At 67.9% G+C, this 15,289-nt stretch carries 10 protein-coding genes and 1 tRNA gene; 8 read left to right on the top strand and 3 right to left on the bottom strand.

Annotation, left to right across the window (positions count from 1 at the left end):
• Positions 1–22: 22 nt before the first annotated feature.
• Positions 23–1,303 carry an ATPase BagB gene (bagB, locus tag ABTY04_RS14065; protein WP_352213786.1) on the top strand — a complete coding sequence of 427 codons (1,281 nt, stop codon included), beginning with the start codon at positions 23–25 and terminating at the stop codon, positions 1,301–1,303.
• 65 nt (positions 1,304–1,368) lie between these two features.
• On the opposite strand, the gene ABTY04_RS14060 is transcribed toward bagB, so the two are convergent.
• Complete coding sequence (locus ABTY04_RS14060; RefSeq protein WP_030228569.1) at positions 1,369–1,719, bottom strand: WhiB family transcriptional regulator; 351 nt, start codon at positions 1,717–1,719, stop codon at positions 1,369–1,371.
• A 397-nt stretch (positions 1,720–2,116) separates the two neighbouring features.
• On the opposite strand from ABTY04_RS14060, the gene ABTY04_RS14055 reads away from it, so the two are divergent.
• Positions 2,117–4,402 carry a transglycosylase domain-containing protein gene (locus tag ABTY04_RS14055; protein WP_352213625.1) on the top strand — a complete coding sequence of 762 codons (2,286 nt, stop codon included), beginning with the start codon at positions 2,117–2,119 and terminating at the stop codon, positions 4,400–4,402.
• 194 nt (positions 4,403–4,596) lie between these two features.
• Positions 4,597–5,727, top strand: a complete 1,131-nt coding sequence (locus ABTY04_RS14050; protein WP_352213624.1) for an FAD-dependent oxidoreductase — start codon at positions 4,597–4,599, stop codon at positions 5,725–5,727.
• Between the two features lie 205 nt (positions 5,728–5,932).
• Here ABTY04_RS14050 and ABTY04_RS14045 read toward each other — a convergent pair whose 3' ends face one another.
• A complete protein-coding gene (locus ABTY04_RS14045; protein WP_352213623.1) occupies positions 5,933–6,394 on the bottom strand; it encodes a GatB/YqeY domain-containing protein in 462 nt (153 codons plus the stop codon).
• A 67-nt stretch (positions 6,395–6,461) separates the two neighbouring features.
• On the opposite strand from ABTY04_RS14045, the gene ABTY04_RS14040 reads away from it, so the two are divergent.
• The 4 genes from ABTY04_RS14040 to ABTY04_RS14025 all read left to right on the top strand — a co-directional run bounded on the left by ABTY04_RS14040 (position 6,462) and on the right by ABTY04_RS14025 (position 10,970).
• Positions 6,462–7,400 carry a metallophosphoesterase gene (locus tag ABTY04_RS14040; protein ID WP_352213622.1) on the top strand — a complete coding sequence of 313 codons (939 nt, stop codon included), beginning with the start codon at positions 6,462–6,464 and terminating at the stop codon, positions 7,398–7,400.
• A gap of 151 nt (positions 7,401–7,551) precedes the next feature.
• Positions 7,552–7,625: transfer RNA gene (locus tag ABTY04_RS14035), tRNA-Pro, on the top strand.
• A 232-nt stretch (positions 7,626–7,857) separates the two neighbouring features.
• Positions 7,858–9,258 (top strand): DNA-binding protein, encoded by a 1,401-nt coding sequence (locus tag ABTY04_RS14030; RefSeq protein WP_352213621.1) that lies wholly within the window; start codon positions 7,858–7,860, stop codon positions 9,256–9,258.
• Positions 9,259–9,695: 437 nt separating this feature from the next.
• Positions 9,696–10,970, top strand: coding sequence for a hypothetical protein (locus tag ABTY04_RS14025; RefSeq protein ID WP_352213620.1), 1,275 nt, complete (start codon positions 9,696–9,698; stop codon positions 10,968–10,970).
• Here the strand turns inward: ABTY04_RS14025 and ABTY04_RS14020 are convergent.
• Positions 10,900–11,742 carry a PE-PGRS family protein gene (locus ABTY04_RS14020; RefSeq protein ID WP_352213619.1) on the bottom strand — a complete coding sequence of 281 codons (843 nt, stop codon included), beginning with the start codon at positions 11,740–11,742 and terminating at the stop codon, positions 10,900–10,902. The two genes, ABTY04_RS14025 and ABTY04_RS14020, sit on opposite strands and share 71 nt — an antisense overlap.
• A gap of 698 nt (positions 11,743–12,440) precedes the next feature.
• Between ABTY04_RS14020 and ABTY04_RS14015 the strand changes: the two genes are divergently transcribed.
• Entirely contained in the window at positions 12,441–14,414 is a 1,974-nt protein-coding gene (locus ABTY04_RS14015; RefSeq protein ID WP_352213618.1) for a type I restriction-modification system subunit M/S, read from the top strand.
• Positions 14,415–15,289: the final 875 nt, after the last annotated feature.

The raw sequence follows: 15,289 nt of genomic DNA, 5'->3' as shown, positions 1-15,289 counted from the left end.
CGACGTGAACGTGGGCATCGGCATGGACACTCCCCCGCGATTGGCCGTGGACCGGCTGCTCGACGATCACACGACGCGGATCATCGTCTGCTGCGGCGCGGGCGGGGTCGGCAAGACGACGACCGCCGCGGCCCTGGGCGTACGGGCGGCGGAGCGCGGGCGGAAGGTGGTCGTGCTGACCATCGACCCGGCGCGGCGGCTCGCCCAGTCGATGGGGATCGACTCGCTGGACAACACCCCGCGCAAGGTGAAGGGGGTCGACGGCGGCGAACTGCACGCCATGATGCTCGACATGAAGCGGACGTTCGACGAGATCGTCGAGGGTCACGCGGACGCCGAGCGGGCGGAGGCCATCCTCGCGAACCCCTTCTACCAGTCCCTGTCGGCCGGCTTCGCGGGCACACAGGAGTACATGGCGATGGAGAAGCTGGGCCAGCTGCGGGCGCGGGACGACTGGGACCTGATCGTCGTGGACACCCCGCCGAGCCGGTCCGCGCTGGACTTCCTCGACGCGCCGAAGCGGCTGGGGTCCTTCCTGGACGGGAAGTTCATTCGCGTGCTGATGGCTCCGGCGAAGGTGGGCGGCCGGGCGGGGATGAAGTTCCTCAACGTCGGCATGTCCCTGATGACCGGCACGCTCAGCAAGCTGATGGGCGCCTCGCTGCTCAAGGACGTACAGACCTTCGTGGCGGCGATGGACACGATGTTCGGTGGCTTCCGCACCCGCGCGGACGCGACGTTCCGGCTGCTTCAGGCTCCCGGTACGGCGTTCCTGGTGGTCGCGGCACCCGAACCGGACGCCCTGCGGGAGGCGGCGTACTTCGTGGAGCGGCTGGCCGCGGAGAAGATGCCGCTGGCCGGTCTCGTACTGAACCGGGTGCACGGCAGCGGCGCCGACCAGCTGTCCGCAGAACGGGCGTTGGCCGCCGCAGAGAATCTTGAAGAAGGCGGCATTGTCGATCAGGAGTCCGGGAAAGCTGGACTTCGTGACTCGGCCGCGGAATCCGCCGGCGCCACGGACAGTCCCGAGACCGGTTCGCCCGATGCCCATGCCAACCCCGACACCCGCACCTCTACCGATATCGATGCCGATGTGGACGAGATCACGGCAGGACTGCTGCGCCTGCACGCCGAACGCATGCAGGTGATCGCGCGCGAACAGCGCACACGCGATCGCTTCACCTCGCTGCACCCCGAGGTGGCGGTGGCCGAGGTGGCCGCCCTGCCCGGCGATGTGCACGACCTCGCCGGGCTGCGGGCCATCGGAGAGCGACTCGCGGCCGGGGTTCCGGCCGGAGCGTAGGCGTTCGCACGACGGACGTCTCCGGGTGTGCGGAGGCGTCCGCACGTGGCACCGCGCGAGTGTGTCTACCCGGCTGCCGCGTACGTCTCGTACGACACGTCGATCTCCGCATCGACATCCACGGTGAGGATGCCCGTACTGCGTTCGTACTCCGTGCGGGCGGTTTCGAGCAGCCGTCGCCACGAGGTGACGGTGGGACGCCGGCGCAGCAATGCGCGACGCTCCCGCTCGGTCATTCCGCCCCATACTCCGAACTCGACACGATTGTCGAGCGCGTCGGCCAGGCACTCGGTCCGCACCGGACATCCGGTGCACACCGCCTTGGCCCTGTTCTGTGCCGCTCCTTGAACGAACAGTTCATCCGGATCGGTAGTGCGGCAGGCTGCCTGCGCACTCCAGTCGGTAACCCAGCCCATCCCGGCGCCGTCCTCTCCCGAATCGAGGCTCCCCCACGGCGGTAGCGGCATATTCACCGCTGCCAGTTGAGGACGTTACGGAAGGCGAGCACAGTGCAACACCCCCGACGGGCCCAATCTTGAATGGTCCGAACGGACTATGGGTAAGCGGCAGATCACCCGACGGAGTGATCCGGAGACATGTCGGACCATTCCGGCGATTCGGTTGGAATCGGCGGAGCACGGACAGGCGACCGTCAGGGCGGGGGGCGAGATTCGGACATAAGTCCACCCCATTCGGGAAGGGTGAAAATCAAGCCGAGGGGTTGATGTCGCACCGCACTGCTGTGACAGTTGGGGACAGCTTAGGCCAAGGCATTCGCGCGCGTCCGGTGAATGAGAACGTAGGCTGCCCTCCATGGGAAAGAAGCGCTCGGGCGCCGGGCTGACGGGGCCGCAGCAGGCCGCCAAGTTCCTCGGGGTGTCCGTTCTCTCCGGAGTTGTACTGGCCGGCATCGCGATCCCGGGCGCAGGCGCCCTGGGGCTCGCCGCCAAGGGCACGGTCGAGGGATTCGACGAGATCCCGGCCAATCTCAAGACACCGCCGCTGAGCCAGCGCACAACGATTCTGGACGCCGAGGGTGGCTTGATCGCTACGGTCTATTCACGAGACCGGCAGGTGGTCCCCCTCACGGCGATCTCCCCGTACATGCAGAAGGCGATCGTCGCGATCGAGGACTCGCGTTTCTACGAGCACGGCGCGGTCGACTTGAAGGGCATCCTGCGCGCGGTCAACCGCAACGCCCAGGAAGGCGGCGCCGCGCAGGGCGCGTCGACGCTGACGCAGCAGTACGTGAAGAACGTGTTCGTCGAAGAGGCCGGCGACGACGAGACCAAGGTGCGCGAGGCCCAGGAGAAGAGCCTGGGCCGCAAGATCCGCGAGCTGAAGTACTCGATCCAGGTCGAGGAGGAGCTCGGGAAGAAGAAGATCCTCGAGAACTACCTCAACATCACGTACTTCGGCCAGCAGTCGTACGGAATCGAATCCGCCGCTCAGCGCTACTTCAGCAAGCCGGCCAAGGACCTGACCCTCGACGAGTCGGCACTGCTGGCCGGCGTCGTGCAGTCGCCGAGCCGCTTCGACCCGGTGAACGACGCGCAGGAGGCGATGAAGCGCCGCAACGTCGTCCTCCAGCGCATGGTCGACATGAAGGACGTCTCGCAGGCCGAGGCGGACGAGGCGAAGAAGAAGCCGGTGACCCTGAAGGTGACCCGGCCGAAGAACGGCTGCATCACCGCGGTCAAGGGCGCGGGCTTCTTCTGCGACTACGTGCGCAACACCTTCCTGACCGACCCGGTGTTCGGCAAGACCCGCGAGGAGCGGGCCAAGCTCTGGAACCAGGGCGGCCTGACCGTGCGCACGACGCTGGACCCGCAGTCGCAGGAGTCCGTCAACGACTCGATCAAGGACCACGTCAACCAGGACGACAAGGTCGCCACGGCCGTCACCCTCGTACAGCCGGGCACCGGCCGCGTGCTCGCCATGGGCCAGTCCAAGCCGTACGGCTTCGGCAAGAACGAGACCCAGATCAACTTCTCCGTGGACAAGCGGATGGGCGGGTCGAACTTCGGCTTCCCGACGGGTTCGACCTTCAAGCCGTTCGTCGCGGCCGCGGCCCTGGAGCGCGGCCTTCCGGCGACGAAGGTGTACAACACCCCGCAGGAGATGGAGTACCCGAGCAACATCCCGACCTGCGGCGACAAGCCCTGGCAGAACACCGAGCACGCGCGGGTGCCGAACGAGTCGGAGTCCGAGTTCGGCGCGTACAACCTGAAGGACGCGATGGCCAAGTCGGTCAACACGTACTTCGTGGAGATGATCGCCGAGACGGGGATCTGCCCCGTGACCGAGATGACCACCAAGCTCGGCGTGATCCCGGCCGACGGCACGAAGCTGCCCGAGGTCCCGGCGATCGCGCTCGGCACCGAGGGCATGTCCCCGCTGACCATGGCGAACGCGTACGCGACCTTCGCCAACCGCGGCGTGTACTGCACCCCCGTCGCCCTGGAGTCCATCACCGACTCGCACGGCAAGGCGCTGGCGGTGCCGAAGTCGCAGTGCGACCGGGTGATGGCGGAGAAGACCGCCGACACCGTCAACACGCTGCTCCTCGGCGTCGTCGACTCCGGTACCGGTACCGCGGCGGGTCTGACCGACCGGCAGAACGCGGGCAAGACCGGTACCACCGACAGCCGCTACAACGCCTGGTTCGTCGGGTACACCCCGAACATGTCCGGCGCGACCTGGGTCGGCTCGGGCGGCTCCAAGCAGGTGTCGATGGAGAACATCACCATCGGCGGCCAGTACTACGACAAGGTCTACGGCGGCGGGCTGCCCGGCCCGATCTGGAAGCAGGCGGTCTCGGGCGCGCTGTCGGGCCGGGAGGCGCCGAGCTTCTCCACGATCAGCCTTCCGGAGGGCGGGGGCCCGCCGACCGGCGGCGGCCGGCCCACCCCCACGATCCCCAGCCCGAACAAGCCGGGGAAGCCCGGCAAGCCGGGCGGCGAGGGCAAGCCCGGCGGCCGCCCCGGCGGCCAGACGGCGGGCGCCCTGGGCGGCGCGACGGGCGGCAGCACCCCGACCAACCCGTTCCCGGGCATCACCCTGGAACCGGGAGGGATCGGCGGCCCCGCGGGCCCGTAGGCACGCATGACGAGAGGGCCCGGTCGCAGGCGACCGGGCCCTCTCGTTGCGTCCGGTCAACGCCCTTCCGGGCCGGTGTCGGTCATCCATCGGGGACGGCCGGTCCGGTGTCGGCGGCTTGTAGGCGGGTCCTGGCACCTTTCCGGCAACGGCCGCCGGAGTTCACCGGGCGGCCCTGACCCCGAGGAGCCACCATGCGCACCCCCGTCACGATCATCGGCGCCGGACTCGGCGGACTCACGCTGGCCCGCGTCCTGCACGTCCACGGAATCCCGGTCACGGTCTACGAGGCCGAGTCCTCCCCGACGGCACGCACGCAGGGCGGGATGCTCGACATCCACGACTACAACGGGCAGCTCGCCCTCAAGGCGGCCGGCCTGATGGACGAGTTCCACGCCATCGTCATCGAAGGCCGCCAGACGATGCGGCTCGTCGTGCAGGACGGCACCGTCCTGCACGAGACGGCCGACGACGGCACGGGCGGACGCCCCGAGGTGCGGCGCGGGGAGCTGCGACGGATCCTGCTCGACTCGCTCCCGGCCGGCACCGTCCGGTGGGGGCACAAGGTCAGCGGCGCCCGTGCCCTCGGCGAGGGGCACCATGAGGTGACGTTCGCCGACGGCGGCACCGTCGTCACGAGCGTGCTGGTCGGCGCGGACGGCGCATGGTCGCGGGTCCGGCCACTGCTCTCCGACGCCACACCCGAGTACGTCGGCACGTCGTTCGTCGAGACCTACCTGTTCGACGCCGACACCCGGCACACCGGCGCCTCGAAAGTGGTCGGCGGCGGGTCGATGATCGCGCCCTCGCCGGGCAAGGAGATCTTCGCTCACCGGGAGAGCGGTGACACGCTGCACGCCTACGTGGCACTGTCCAGGCCACGGGACTGGTTTGCCGCCATCGATTTCACCGATGCCTCCGCCGCGGCCGCGCGGATCGCGCGGGAATTCGACGGCTGGGCGCCGGAGCTCACCGCGCTGATCACGGACGCCGATGTCACGCCTGTTCTGCGCCCCCACTACGCTCTGCCGGCCGAGCACCGGTGGGACCGGGTGCCGGGAGTGACCCTGCTCGGTGACGCCGCCCACCTCGCAGCCCCGAACGGCGAAGGCGCCAACCTGGCCATGCTCGACGGCGCCGAACTCGGCAGGGCGCTCGCTGCGCATCCCGACGACATCGAGGCCGCGCTCACCGAGTACGAACAGGCCGTGTTCGCCCGCAGCGCCGAGCCGATCACTTTTGACGGCGCCGAGGTCCAGGGCATCGACTCCGAGAACAACACAGCCCAGGCCATGCTCAAGATGATCACCGAGCAGGGTCACTAGGCTTGCCGGCCGATCACGTGCGGAGCCGGAAGACGAGGGCTGCCGCTCAGGCACGGTCCCCATGTGCCGCGGGAACCGGCGGCGGGCCGGCGCGTTGCCGGCCGGCAGGAACGGCCGCAGCCGTTCGCACTGGGCATCACTCGCCCCGCCCCATACCCGGAACAACGACCGGGCACGAGGCGGTCACATGATCGGCCGGACGGCCTTAGGCGAGGCGCTTCTTGACGGCGGCGGCGACACGGCCGCCCTCCGCCAGACCGGCCACCTTCGGGCCCACGATCTTCATGACGGCACCCATGGCCCGCGGCCCCTCGGCTCCCGCGGCCTGCGCCTCCTCGACGGCCTGCGCCACGATCGCGTCGAGCTCGTCGTCGCCGAGCTGCTTGGGCAGGTAGGTGTCGAGGAACTCGCCCTCCGCCGTCTCGCGCGCCGCCTGCTCGGGACGACCGCCCTGGGTGAAGGCCTCCGCGGCCTCGCGGCGCTTCTTCGCCTCCTTGGCGATCACCTTGAGGACCTCGTCGTCGGAGAGCACGCGGGCTTCCTTGCCCGCGACCTCCTCCTTGGTGATGGCGGCGAGGGTCAGGCGCAGCGTGGACGAGTGCAGCTCGTCGCGCGCCTTGATGGCGGTGGTGAGGTCTTCCTGGAGCTTGGCCTTGAGCGTGGTCATGACCTGAGTCTGCCAGGTGAAGCGGCGGTGGCGCTCGCCGGTTTTCCGCGTCTGAGACGATGGGGCCATGCGTGCGCGTTACGGAGTACCCCTGAAGGTCACCGCTTCAATCGCGGCGGTGGGGGCCGCTGGTGTGGCCTATGCGGCCGGTTTCGAGGCGCGGTCGTTCCGCCTGCGCCGGATCACCGTGCCGGTCCTGCCCGCGGGGATGCGCCCGCTGCGCGTACTGCAGGTCTCCGACATCCACATGGTCGGAGGCCAGCACAAGAAGCGCGCCTGGCTCCAGTCCCTGGCCGGTCTGCGCCCGGACTTCGTCGTGAACACGGGCGACAACCTCTCCGACACCGAGGGCGTCCCGGAGCTGCTGGACTCGCTGGGCCCCCTGATGTCCTTCCCCGGGGTGTACGTGTTCGGGTCGAACGACTACTACGGGCCGCGGCTGCGCAACCCCGGCCGCTACCTGATCGAGAAGGTCCAGGGGCGGCACGGCCTGAACGGCAACAAGCCGGTCGTCGGCGCCGTGCACAACCCGTGGGAGGAGATCCGGGACGCCTTCGACGCGGCGGGCTGGGTCAACCTCACCAACACGCGCGGCCGCCTGAAACTGCCCGGCGCGGAGCTGGCCTTCACCGGCCTCGACGACCCGCACATCAAGCGGGACCGCTACGAGCGGGTCGCGGGCGGTCCGGAGCCGGACGCGGACTTCTCGATGGCCGTCGTGCACGCCCCGTACCTGCGCGTCCTCGAATCCTTCACCGCCGACCGGTACCCGCTGATCCTGGCCGGGCACACGCACGGCGGGCAGCTGTGCATCCCCTTCTACGGGGCGCTCGTCACCAACTGCGACCTGGACACGAAGCGGGTGAAGGGGCTCTCCACGCACGAGGCGGACGGCCGGCGCGCCTACCTCCACGTCTCGGCGGGCTGCGGCACGAACCGCTACACGCCGGTCCGCTTCGCCTGCCCCCCGGAGGCGACGCTCCTGACACTGACCCCGAAGGCCTAGCGAGGCCCGGCCCGGCATCGTGATCATGCCGTGCGGGAGGCGGCGGGCCGTCCCCCGGCGCACCTCTCGCGAAAACCGGATTTCGTCTCCGGCCGAGGGTCCGCTAAAGTAATCGATGTCGCCAGGACAGCAAACGCTGCAAGGCGGCGATCGGGGTGTAGCGCAGCTTGGCAGCGCGCTTCGTTCGGGACGAAGAGGTCGTGGGTTCAAATCCCGCCACCCCGACAGAGTAAGACCAGGTCAGGGGCCTGATTCGAGAAATCGAATCAGGCCCCTGTTTGGCGTTTGCCCCTGTCTTGGGAGCCATCGGGGAGCTGACCTCGGAACCCGGCTCCCGGCTGGCTCCCAAGCCCTCCGTGATCTACCGCAAGGAACTGACCCGGGGCGCGACCCGCACGTAGGCTCAGGACGGCCGGCGTCGGAGCGCGCGGCTGATGGACTGGGGCAGGGGGACAGCGTGGATCATCTCTTCACCGTCGACGGGGGCTCGGCCACGCCGGTCGCACCGACCGCGTTGGCCGCGGAAGGCCTCCTCGAACGACAGCACCTGCAGGAGTGGGTGATCACCCACCCTCAGGTCCTCGGCGAGTCGGTGCTCGTGATCACCTCCGAGTTCGACCGGTGGGCCGACACGGACGGGGTGCCGGCGCGGGACCGGCTGGATGTCCTGGGGCTGGACGCCACCGGGCGGCTCGTGGTCGTCGAGCTGAAGCGCGGAACGGCCGACCGCGACGTACACCTCCAGGCGATCACCTATGCCGCCCTGGTGTCCCGGTTCGACCTCGACACGCTGGCCCAGGCGCACCGCGACTTCCGAAAGGGCAGGGGCGAGGTCCTCGAACTCGACGAGTGCCGGCAACGCCTCCTGGATCACGTGGACGGGGACTGGAGCCCGGAACTCCTCCAGCGCCCCAGGCAGGTGATCATCGCCGCCAACTTCCCCAAGCAGGTCACCCACACCGTGGTCTGGCTGTCGGAGATGAACCTCGACATCGACCTGATCCAGGTGGGGCTGTGGAAGGTGAAGGACCAGCTCGTCGCCGGGTTCACCAAGGTCTACCCCACGCCGGAGGTGGAGGAGTTCACTCTCGCCCCGGCCCGGATCGAGGCCAAGGCCGCCGTCGAGAAGCTGGAAGAGCGCACCCAGGCCCAGAAGGCCGTGCACGTCCTCGTCGACGCTGGGCTACTGCCGGACGGAACCCGGCTGCGGCTGGTCCCGAGGCACGGCGCACCGGAGCCCATCCGCCAGGCCATCCAGGAGTGGGTGCGTGAAGACGGCAAGCGTGGCACCGCTACGTGGAGCAACAACACCTGCAACCCACTGACCTGGGACGCCGACGGCAAGATCTACTCGCCTACCGGCCTGGCGAAGCACGTGTTCACCAGCGTGACCGGCCGCAAGGTCGACGGGATACGGGGCACCACTTGGTGGGATGTCGACACCAGCCTTGTGCCGGAGGCAGTCGACCCTAGCGAGTGGGCGGCTCTGGCAGGCATCGATCTCGCACGCCTGTCCAGGCAGCACAACGGCACCAGCAAGGACTGGACGGGCCTGCACACCCTTCTGAACGCCGTCCCCGCCGGACGGTGGACGACCTACGGGGACGTGGCAACTGTGATCGGCAGCCACGCCGTCCCGGTCGGCACTCACCTGGCAACCTGCGGCCAGTGCCCCAACGCCTGGCGGGTCCTCAACGCAGCGGGCCGCGTCAGCCCCGGCTTCCGCTGGACCGACCCCACCCGCACAGAGTCACCCGCCGACGTCCTGGCAGCCGAGGGCGTCCGCTTCGACGCAGGTGCAGCCGATCCGGGTCTGCGCCTGTCCGTAGATGCCCTGAAGTCCCTCCTCGGCAACTGACCTTGGGAAGCCCACCGCATAGCTTGTGCGCACGGGAGCACTGACGATACGACGATCACATGCACCGTTGGACACCGCTCAACGATCGCCAGCTTGCCCTCCTCACACGCATCGGGGAGGGCGCCGAACCCGTCACGTCAGACTCCCCGGAGCTCGCCCGCACTGCGCATGTCCTGAAGGAACGGGGCCTCATCGCTATGCCGAAGGAGGGCGGGCGGTGGCAGGCGGAGATCTCCGATGCCGGGCGCTTCTACCTCCAACACGGTCATCACCCGGACCGGCCTGAACCCGCGCCTCGAAGGTCTCGGACGACAGCGGGTGCCAGCGCGGCCCAAGAGTCGGAGCCTCCCGTGTCCCAGGCCCCGGCCGAACCGAAGCCTCGTGTTCAGCGTGCGCCCAAGGCTCCACAGGCCTCCCCAGCGGACATCGGAGCGGCTTTGATCGCGGAGGTGCAGCAGGCTGGGCGTTTCCTGCGCATCCCGGATCCGGGTGAGACGGAGCGGGCCCGGTACCGGCGGGCCTTCGATGCGGCGAGGCAGTGCCCTCCTGCCGGGTACCACCTGAAGTACACCGGGCGAGCCAAGGGAGACATCTCCTTCGGGCTGCTCCGGGTGAGCGGCGAGGACGACACGGAATGGAACCGCATCAGGCTCGCGCGCAGTAGGACGCTGACCGACATCGACGATGTGATCGCGGCGGTCGAGAAGGACCACAGCGCCTTCGAAGTCTCCGAGGAGGTACTCCCCCGGGTTCTGTCCCTGCTCCGGCTGTTCGCCGAGCGCGCATTCGCCCTCCACGGCGAGATCAAGGTCTCCAGGAAGCGTAAGCAGCCAAGGCCGCTACTCACCGTCCATGGCATCACCTACGAGATCAGCTTCCGTGAGCGGCAGAGGCAGGTCCGGTACGTACCCAAGCAGCCTGGCCGGCGTACGTACGACTGGCAGCGGGTGACGCCGGCACACCGGTCCGAGCCTTCCGGGGAGCTTGAGTTGCGCCTCGGCATCAAGACGGAGTGGGCCGACGCCGACGAGAGGCCGCTTGAAGGCCAGATCGATGAGGTCTTCAGGGTGCTGAAGGCACGTGCGCAGGAGCAGGAGCGGGCCAGGATGAAGTACGAGGCGGAACAGCGCCGCTTGCGGGAGGAACGCGAAGCGGAGCAGCTTCGGCTGCAGGAGGAGCGGGCGCGGCAGGAAGCCGAGCGCCAGCGGCTCGAGGCGGAGAAGCGGCAGCGGCGTCAGGAGAAGTGGGAGGCCGCGGTCAGCGTGGCTTCGATCAAGGCGGTGGATGCCGCGCGGGCCGAGCAGTTCGGGACGGCCCTGGACCAGTGGCGGGCCGTCGGCGAGATCCGGGCTTTCTGCGATGCGCTGGACGAGTCCGCTGCCCAGGCAGATGACCCCGTCGAGGCAGAGAGCCTTCGGAAGTGGTCGGCCTGGGGGCGGTCAGAAGCAGCCCGGCTCGATCCCCTCCTGAGCCGCGAGGGGCTCCGCGGGCGGAACTTCCACGCGGAGCCGACGGGTGACCAGTTGCGTCCGTTCCTCAACGGCTGGCACCCACAACGTCCCGAGAAGGAGAAGCCGCCGTCGAAGCCCGCGGCGGCCCAACCCGAGGCGCCGCGACCGGAGCCGGAGCGCTCGCGGGCGTTCAGCGACGAACGTCTGGACCAAGGCTGGAGATATGGACGCCCAGGTCGCGCTCAATGGTGGAGGCGATGACGCCGTGGCCCCGGTCGCGGAGCGCCTTCACGGCCCGCTCGACCAGTTCCCCGAGTCGCAGCACCTCCGCCCTCAGGGCCACCAGTTCGTCGTGGCGCTCGGCCTTCTCCTGTCCGCACCACTCCCGCACCGTGCGCAGGGCTTCCTTCTCCGCGTCCAGCTTTCGGTCGTCCCGATGCTGGTACCCGTACCAGGAGGATCGGTCACGCTCCTCTTCCATGGCCTGCTGCCGCCGGTCGACCTCCGGCAGGATCTCCTCGGCCAGCCGTTGGGCAACCTGGCGTGCGATCCGCTCTGTGATCGGCCAGCCCGCCAGGGAGCAGCCTTTACGGTCCTCGTACACCAAGGGGTCGTCGCGCAGTTGAGCAGCGTCCATGCCGATGATTGGCGCGGTCTCGTCAAGGTGCCCGAGCTCCAGCACGCCCGCGTCGGCCACCGCCTTACGCAGCCGCAGCTGAGCTTTGGGCCGGACGAAGCCCAGGACCATCCGGGCCGCCTCCAACTCGGCGCTCCCCCGCACTGCCCTCGACGCCTCAGCCAGAGCCAGCTCCGCCGCGTCGTCCGCCCGGAAGAAGTCGATATCAGCCCAGAGGGCCAACAGATAGCTGGGGCTCACCCACTCCTGCAGGCCGGCCGCGTCACCGTCCAGGAATCGCACGTGGACGCTCCGGGACCTGCTTGAGCCGCCCACCCTGACGATCTCCACTTGGCACACCGCGCCGCCCAGATCCTTCGGCTTGGTCCGATAGGCCCAGCGCTCGCCGATCTCCATGCATCCATTGAGCCAGCTCGACGGCTTTGTGGGTCCCACAACGGAAAATCCGGGGGCCCACTGAACGCGGCCGCCTGCGATCCGCAAGAGACATCACCGAACCCAGCTCGACGCAGGCGGCTCCCCTGAGGCAGCAAGGGATGTGACCTGCGCCACATCTCAAACCGCCTCCGCCCCCGACTGCCGAGCGCTACATCCCCTTCTATACGCCCATGAACAGCGATCTCAACATGAGGTGAATGCGCAGCCTCACTGCGCACTGCGACACCCTTAGGCAACGACGAACTCCCCGACACACGCCCGCCGTTGATCGCTGCTACATTCCTCTTCATTCGACCTCTGCCTCAGGCCTGGCACCGCACGACGCAACAAGGTCACAGCCAGAGGAACTGCGCAGCAAGACTGCGCAGTTATTGACTCGGGATCGAAGGCAGGGGGAACCACAGAGTGAAATCTTTCATCGAGCTGCTTGGGAAGGCGATGCAGAGCACGGGCACGACGCTGCGCCTGTGTCTGCTGATGCTTGTTGCCGCATCGGCGTATGTCATCAGCCAACTGAAGTAGCCGGCCTAGAGCGAGGAGACCTACACGTGGAGACCATGCAGACGGGGAGCCACGCCGCGGACGCAGTCGACCGGCTTTGGCGGGCGTACGCCCCCTTCCAGCGGGGCCGGAACACGTTCAGCGACCTTACGTCCATGCTCGCAATCCTGATGCTTGCAGGATTCGTTGAGTCGGCGGGTGAACCGGAGGACGAGTTCGTCAAGCGGTGGGCTCGAGCTGTTGCGGAGGCACGAATCGGCATCTCGCCGCTGATGGACCTGCGCGGTGCGATGAGGAGCGCCAGCAGGCATACGGGCTTCCCTGTTCCCGACATCCACAACCTTAATGTCGGGCTTCTTGACGGTGACGAAGCGTCAGACGACGTACCGTGGGCAGCCGCCTTCCTCTCCGCGCTGACGCAGCGACCGACGCTGGCTGATGTCGGATTGCCGGAAGTTTGCGGACTGCTCCTCGAGCGCCACGTTCAGGAGAGCAGGCTTTCGGCGGGGGAGTTCTACACCCCGCGTGCGGTCGCGCGCCTACTCATCGAGTCCGCGTCTCCGCAGCCTGGAGACCGGATCCTTGATCCGGCCTGTGGGTCCGGCGGTCTTCTCGCGGCCGCAGCGCAGCGAATCGCCGAACTCGGCCGCGTCGACGGAGCTTCTTTCGAGGCATACGCCACGGATCGCAGTAACCCGCGGCTGGCAATGATGAACCTCGCCATCCACGGGGTGGATCAGCCGGTCGTAGGTGTCTCCGACCCAGTGACACAGTTTCAGCGGCGCGGCAACGGCCTTGTCGACCGGGTGCTGAGCAATCCGCCGTTCAACCAGCGGATCAAGGACGTCCACATCGTCGACTGGCCTTTCGGCCAGCCCGCCGAATCCAATGCGAACTTCGCCTGGCTTCAGCTCGCGTGGACCCGGCTGAGCGAGAACGGCCTCGCGGCGGTGATTATGCCGCCGCGTGCCGCCTGGTCCAACGGTCGTGAAGCGGAGATCCGGAGGAGGATGATCGCCGGCGGCGCACTCCTCGCCATCATCGCGTTGCCACCGAATCTCTTCACTCACACATCCATCCCCGTGCACATCTGGATACTCGCCCGCGACAAGTCCCGCCACGTGCCGGTCGGCGACGAGAATGCCGTCCTCTTCATCGATGCCAGTCGGCTCGGTACGCAAGTGCCGCGGCAACCCCGCGCCTTGACCGCAGAGGACACAGAGCGCATCAGCAGTCGGTTTCACGCGTGGCGGCGGACTCCTCGTGCAACGCCCGATGAACCAGGGTTCTCTCGTTCGGTCGCGCACGAAGAGATCCTCGAGAATGACGGCAGTCTTGACCCCCGGCTGTACGTCGACGTCAAGCGGGAGCGACCGACGACGGCTCCGGACATGAGTCTCATGCTCGATGAGCTGGATCGGCATGAGGAGGCAACGACCGGTTCCAGCGTCGGCCTCCGGCGAAGTTTCAGCAGGTGCGAGCGGTTGACCCGCAGCGGGATCGAGCCTCCGCGGGTACCGCTCCAGAGCATTGTGAGCGGCACCGTAGACGGCGGGTTCGAGGACTCAATGCCGGGTCTGCTCCTCGCGGGCCCTTCAGGAAGCCTCATCCGCGCCGAAGACTACGTGGATGCGGGCGTCCCCGTCGTGATGCCCAAGGACCTCACAGGCAGCGGTTTCAGTGTGGCGAGCATCAGACATATCACCGGACATCAAGCCGAAAGTCTGGAACGCTTTCGCCTCCACCGTGGCGACGTCGTGATGGCACGCCGTGGAGAGCTGGGGCGATGTGCTGTCGTCCGTGAGGAGCAGCAGGGCTGGGTCTGCGGCACCGGCTGCTTCGTGCTTCGGCCCCCCGCCGAGCTCAACGCCGATTATTTCGCGGCGTACCTCCGCAGTCCGGAGGCACGCAAGTGGCTCGAGTCCCACGCCACCGGGAGCATGACCATGAAGACCATCTCTCTCAACGTATTGGGTGAGTTGCCGGTTATGCTGCCTGATCTTGGGACACAGCAGACGATCGCTGACGCGATGGCGCGACTGGACGAACATGAGCTGTTGCTGCGAAAGCAGCTCGCGCTAACGCAGAAGATGCGCAGTGACGCACTGAACGGGATCCTGTCGAGCTAAGACCCGGTCATGGGGGCCAGGCTGCCCCTAGGGGGTGTCTCCTTGGTGCTCTAGACCGCTGGTTGGCGAGGAAGAACCTGGCTTGACCAGATGAGTGACAGCGAGCGTGACACGCTGGTCGCTATGGAAAACACCATGGTCCGCGGGCTGATCTTGCCTGTTCAGCTGACGTCGCTGCTCTGCCAAAGCCGGTGGCGCCATCCCGGGGACAGGGAGATGGCAAGGCTGATCCCGTGGTTCGAGGATCCCCTCGACTTCCTTGCAAACACGGAGCAGATGACGAGGGAATCCCGGTCCATGGACCGCTTCGCGGACGATCCGCGTTCCTCTGCGCTGTTCCGCGAGATACGAGGCAGCAGTCAACAGACCGCGGTCGAACTGCCCTGGCTGGATGTCGAGCAGGCAGTCCTCGTCGCCGTCAACCGCCACGCCGGGGACGACGTGGCCCCTAGCTCTGGACTACCGCACAAATCCCTCCGATCCCCGCGTGGTGGGCAGCGACTTCTGGACGAACCCCCGCCAGTGCGAGTGGCGCTTGGTCACGCCCACGTTCTCGGCCTTCGCCGATGCCTTGGGCCTTTAGCGTGGTCATCGTCGTGCCCAAATGAGGATGGCGGCGAGGTGGAGGGCGGCCTGGTAGGCGATGGCGAGTTTGTCGCATCGTATGGGTGCGCCACGAGGCGCCATGGAATCGAGTGAGGTGAGAGACCTTCACCACCGGGTTGTCGTAGCAATCCGGTTGAAGCTGGGGGCAGTTCGGTTCGGGGGATGCCGAGCCGAGCGGTAAGCAGCCCCGACAACGCCGGGACGGGTTGGTACTGCCAGACGACCCGGGTCCGGCTAGCGAGACAGGAAGGTGCACGCGAGAAATCAGT

The sequence above is a fragment of the Streptomyces sp. NPDC097981 genome (assembly GCF_040302565.1).
Classification (GTDB): Bacteria; Actinomycetota; Actinomycetes; order Streptomycetales; family Streptomycetaceae; genus Streptomyces.
This window is presented reverse-complemented; position numbering and strand designations above follow the sequence as displayed.

Bases quoted from the DNA above. Each gene is read 5' to 3' on its own strand.
- ABTY04_RS14020 (WP_352213619.1), bottom strand. From the start codon at position 11,742: ATGGAGATCGGCGAGCGCTGGGCCTATCGGACCAAGCCGAAGGATCTG.
- ABTY04_RS14050 (WP_352213624.1), top strand. From the start codon at position 4,597: ATGCGCACCCCCGTCACGATCATCGGCGCCGGACTCGGCGGACTCACG.
- ABTY04_RS14040 (WP_352213622.1), top strand. From the start codon at position 6,462: ATGCGTGCGCGTTACGGAGTACCCCTGAAGGTCACCGCTTCAATCGCG.
- ABTY04_RS14060 (WP_030228569.1), bottom strand. From the start codon at position 1,719: ATGGGCTGGGTTACCGACTGGAGTGCGCAGGCAGCCTGCCGCACTACC.
- ABTY04_RS14055 (WP_352213625.1), top strand. From the start codon at position 2,117: ATGGGAAAGAAGCGCTCGGGCGCCGGGCTGACGGGGCCGCAGCAGGCC.
- ABTY04_RS14045 (WP_352213623.1), bottom strand. From the start codon at position 6,394: ATGACCACGCTCAAGGCCAAGCTCCAGGAAGACCTCACCACCGCCATC.
- ABTY04_RS14015 (WP_352213618.1), top strand. From the start codon at position 12,441: ATGCTCGCAATCCTGATGCTTGCAGGATTCGTTGAGTCGGCGGGTGAA.
- bagB (WP_352213786.1), top strand. From the start codon at position 23: ATGGACACTCCCCCGCGATTGGCCGTGGACCGGCTGCTCGACGATCAC.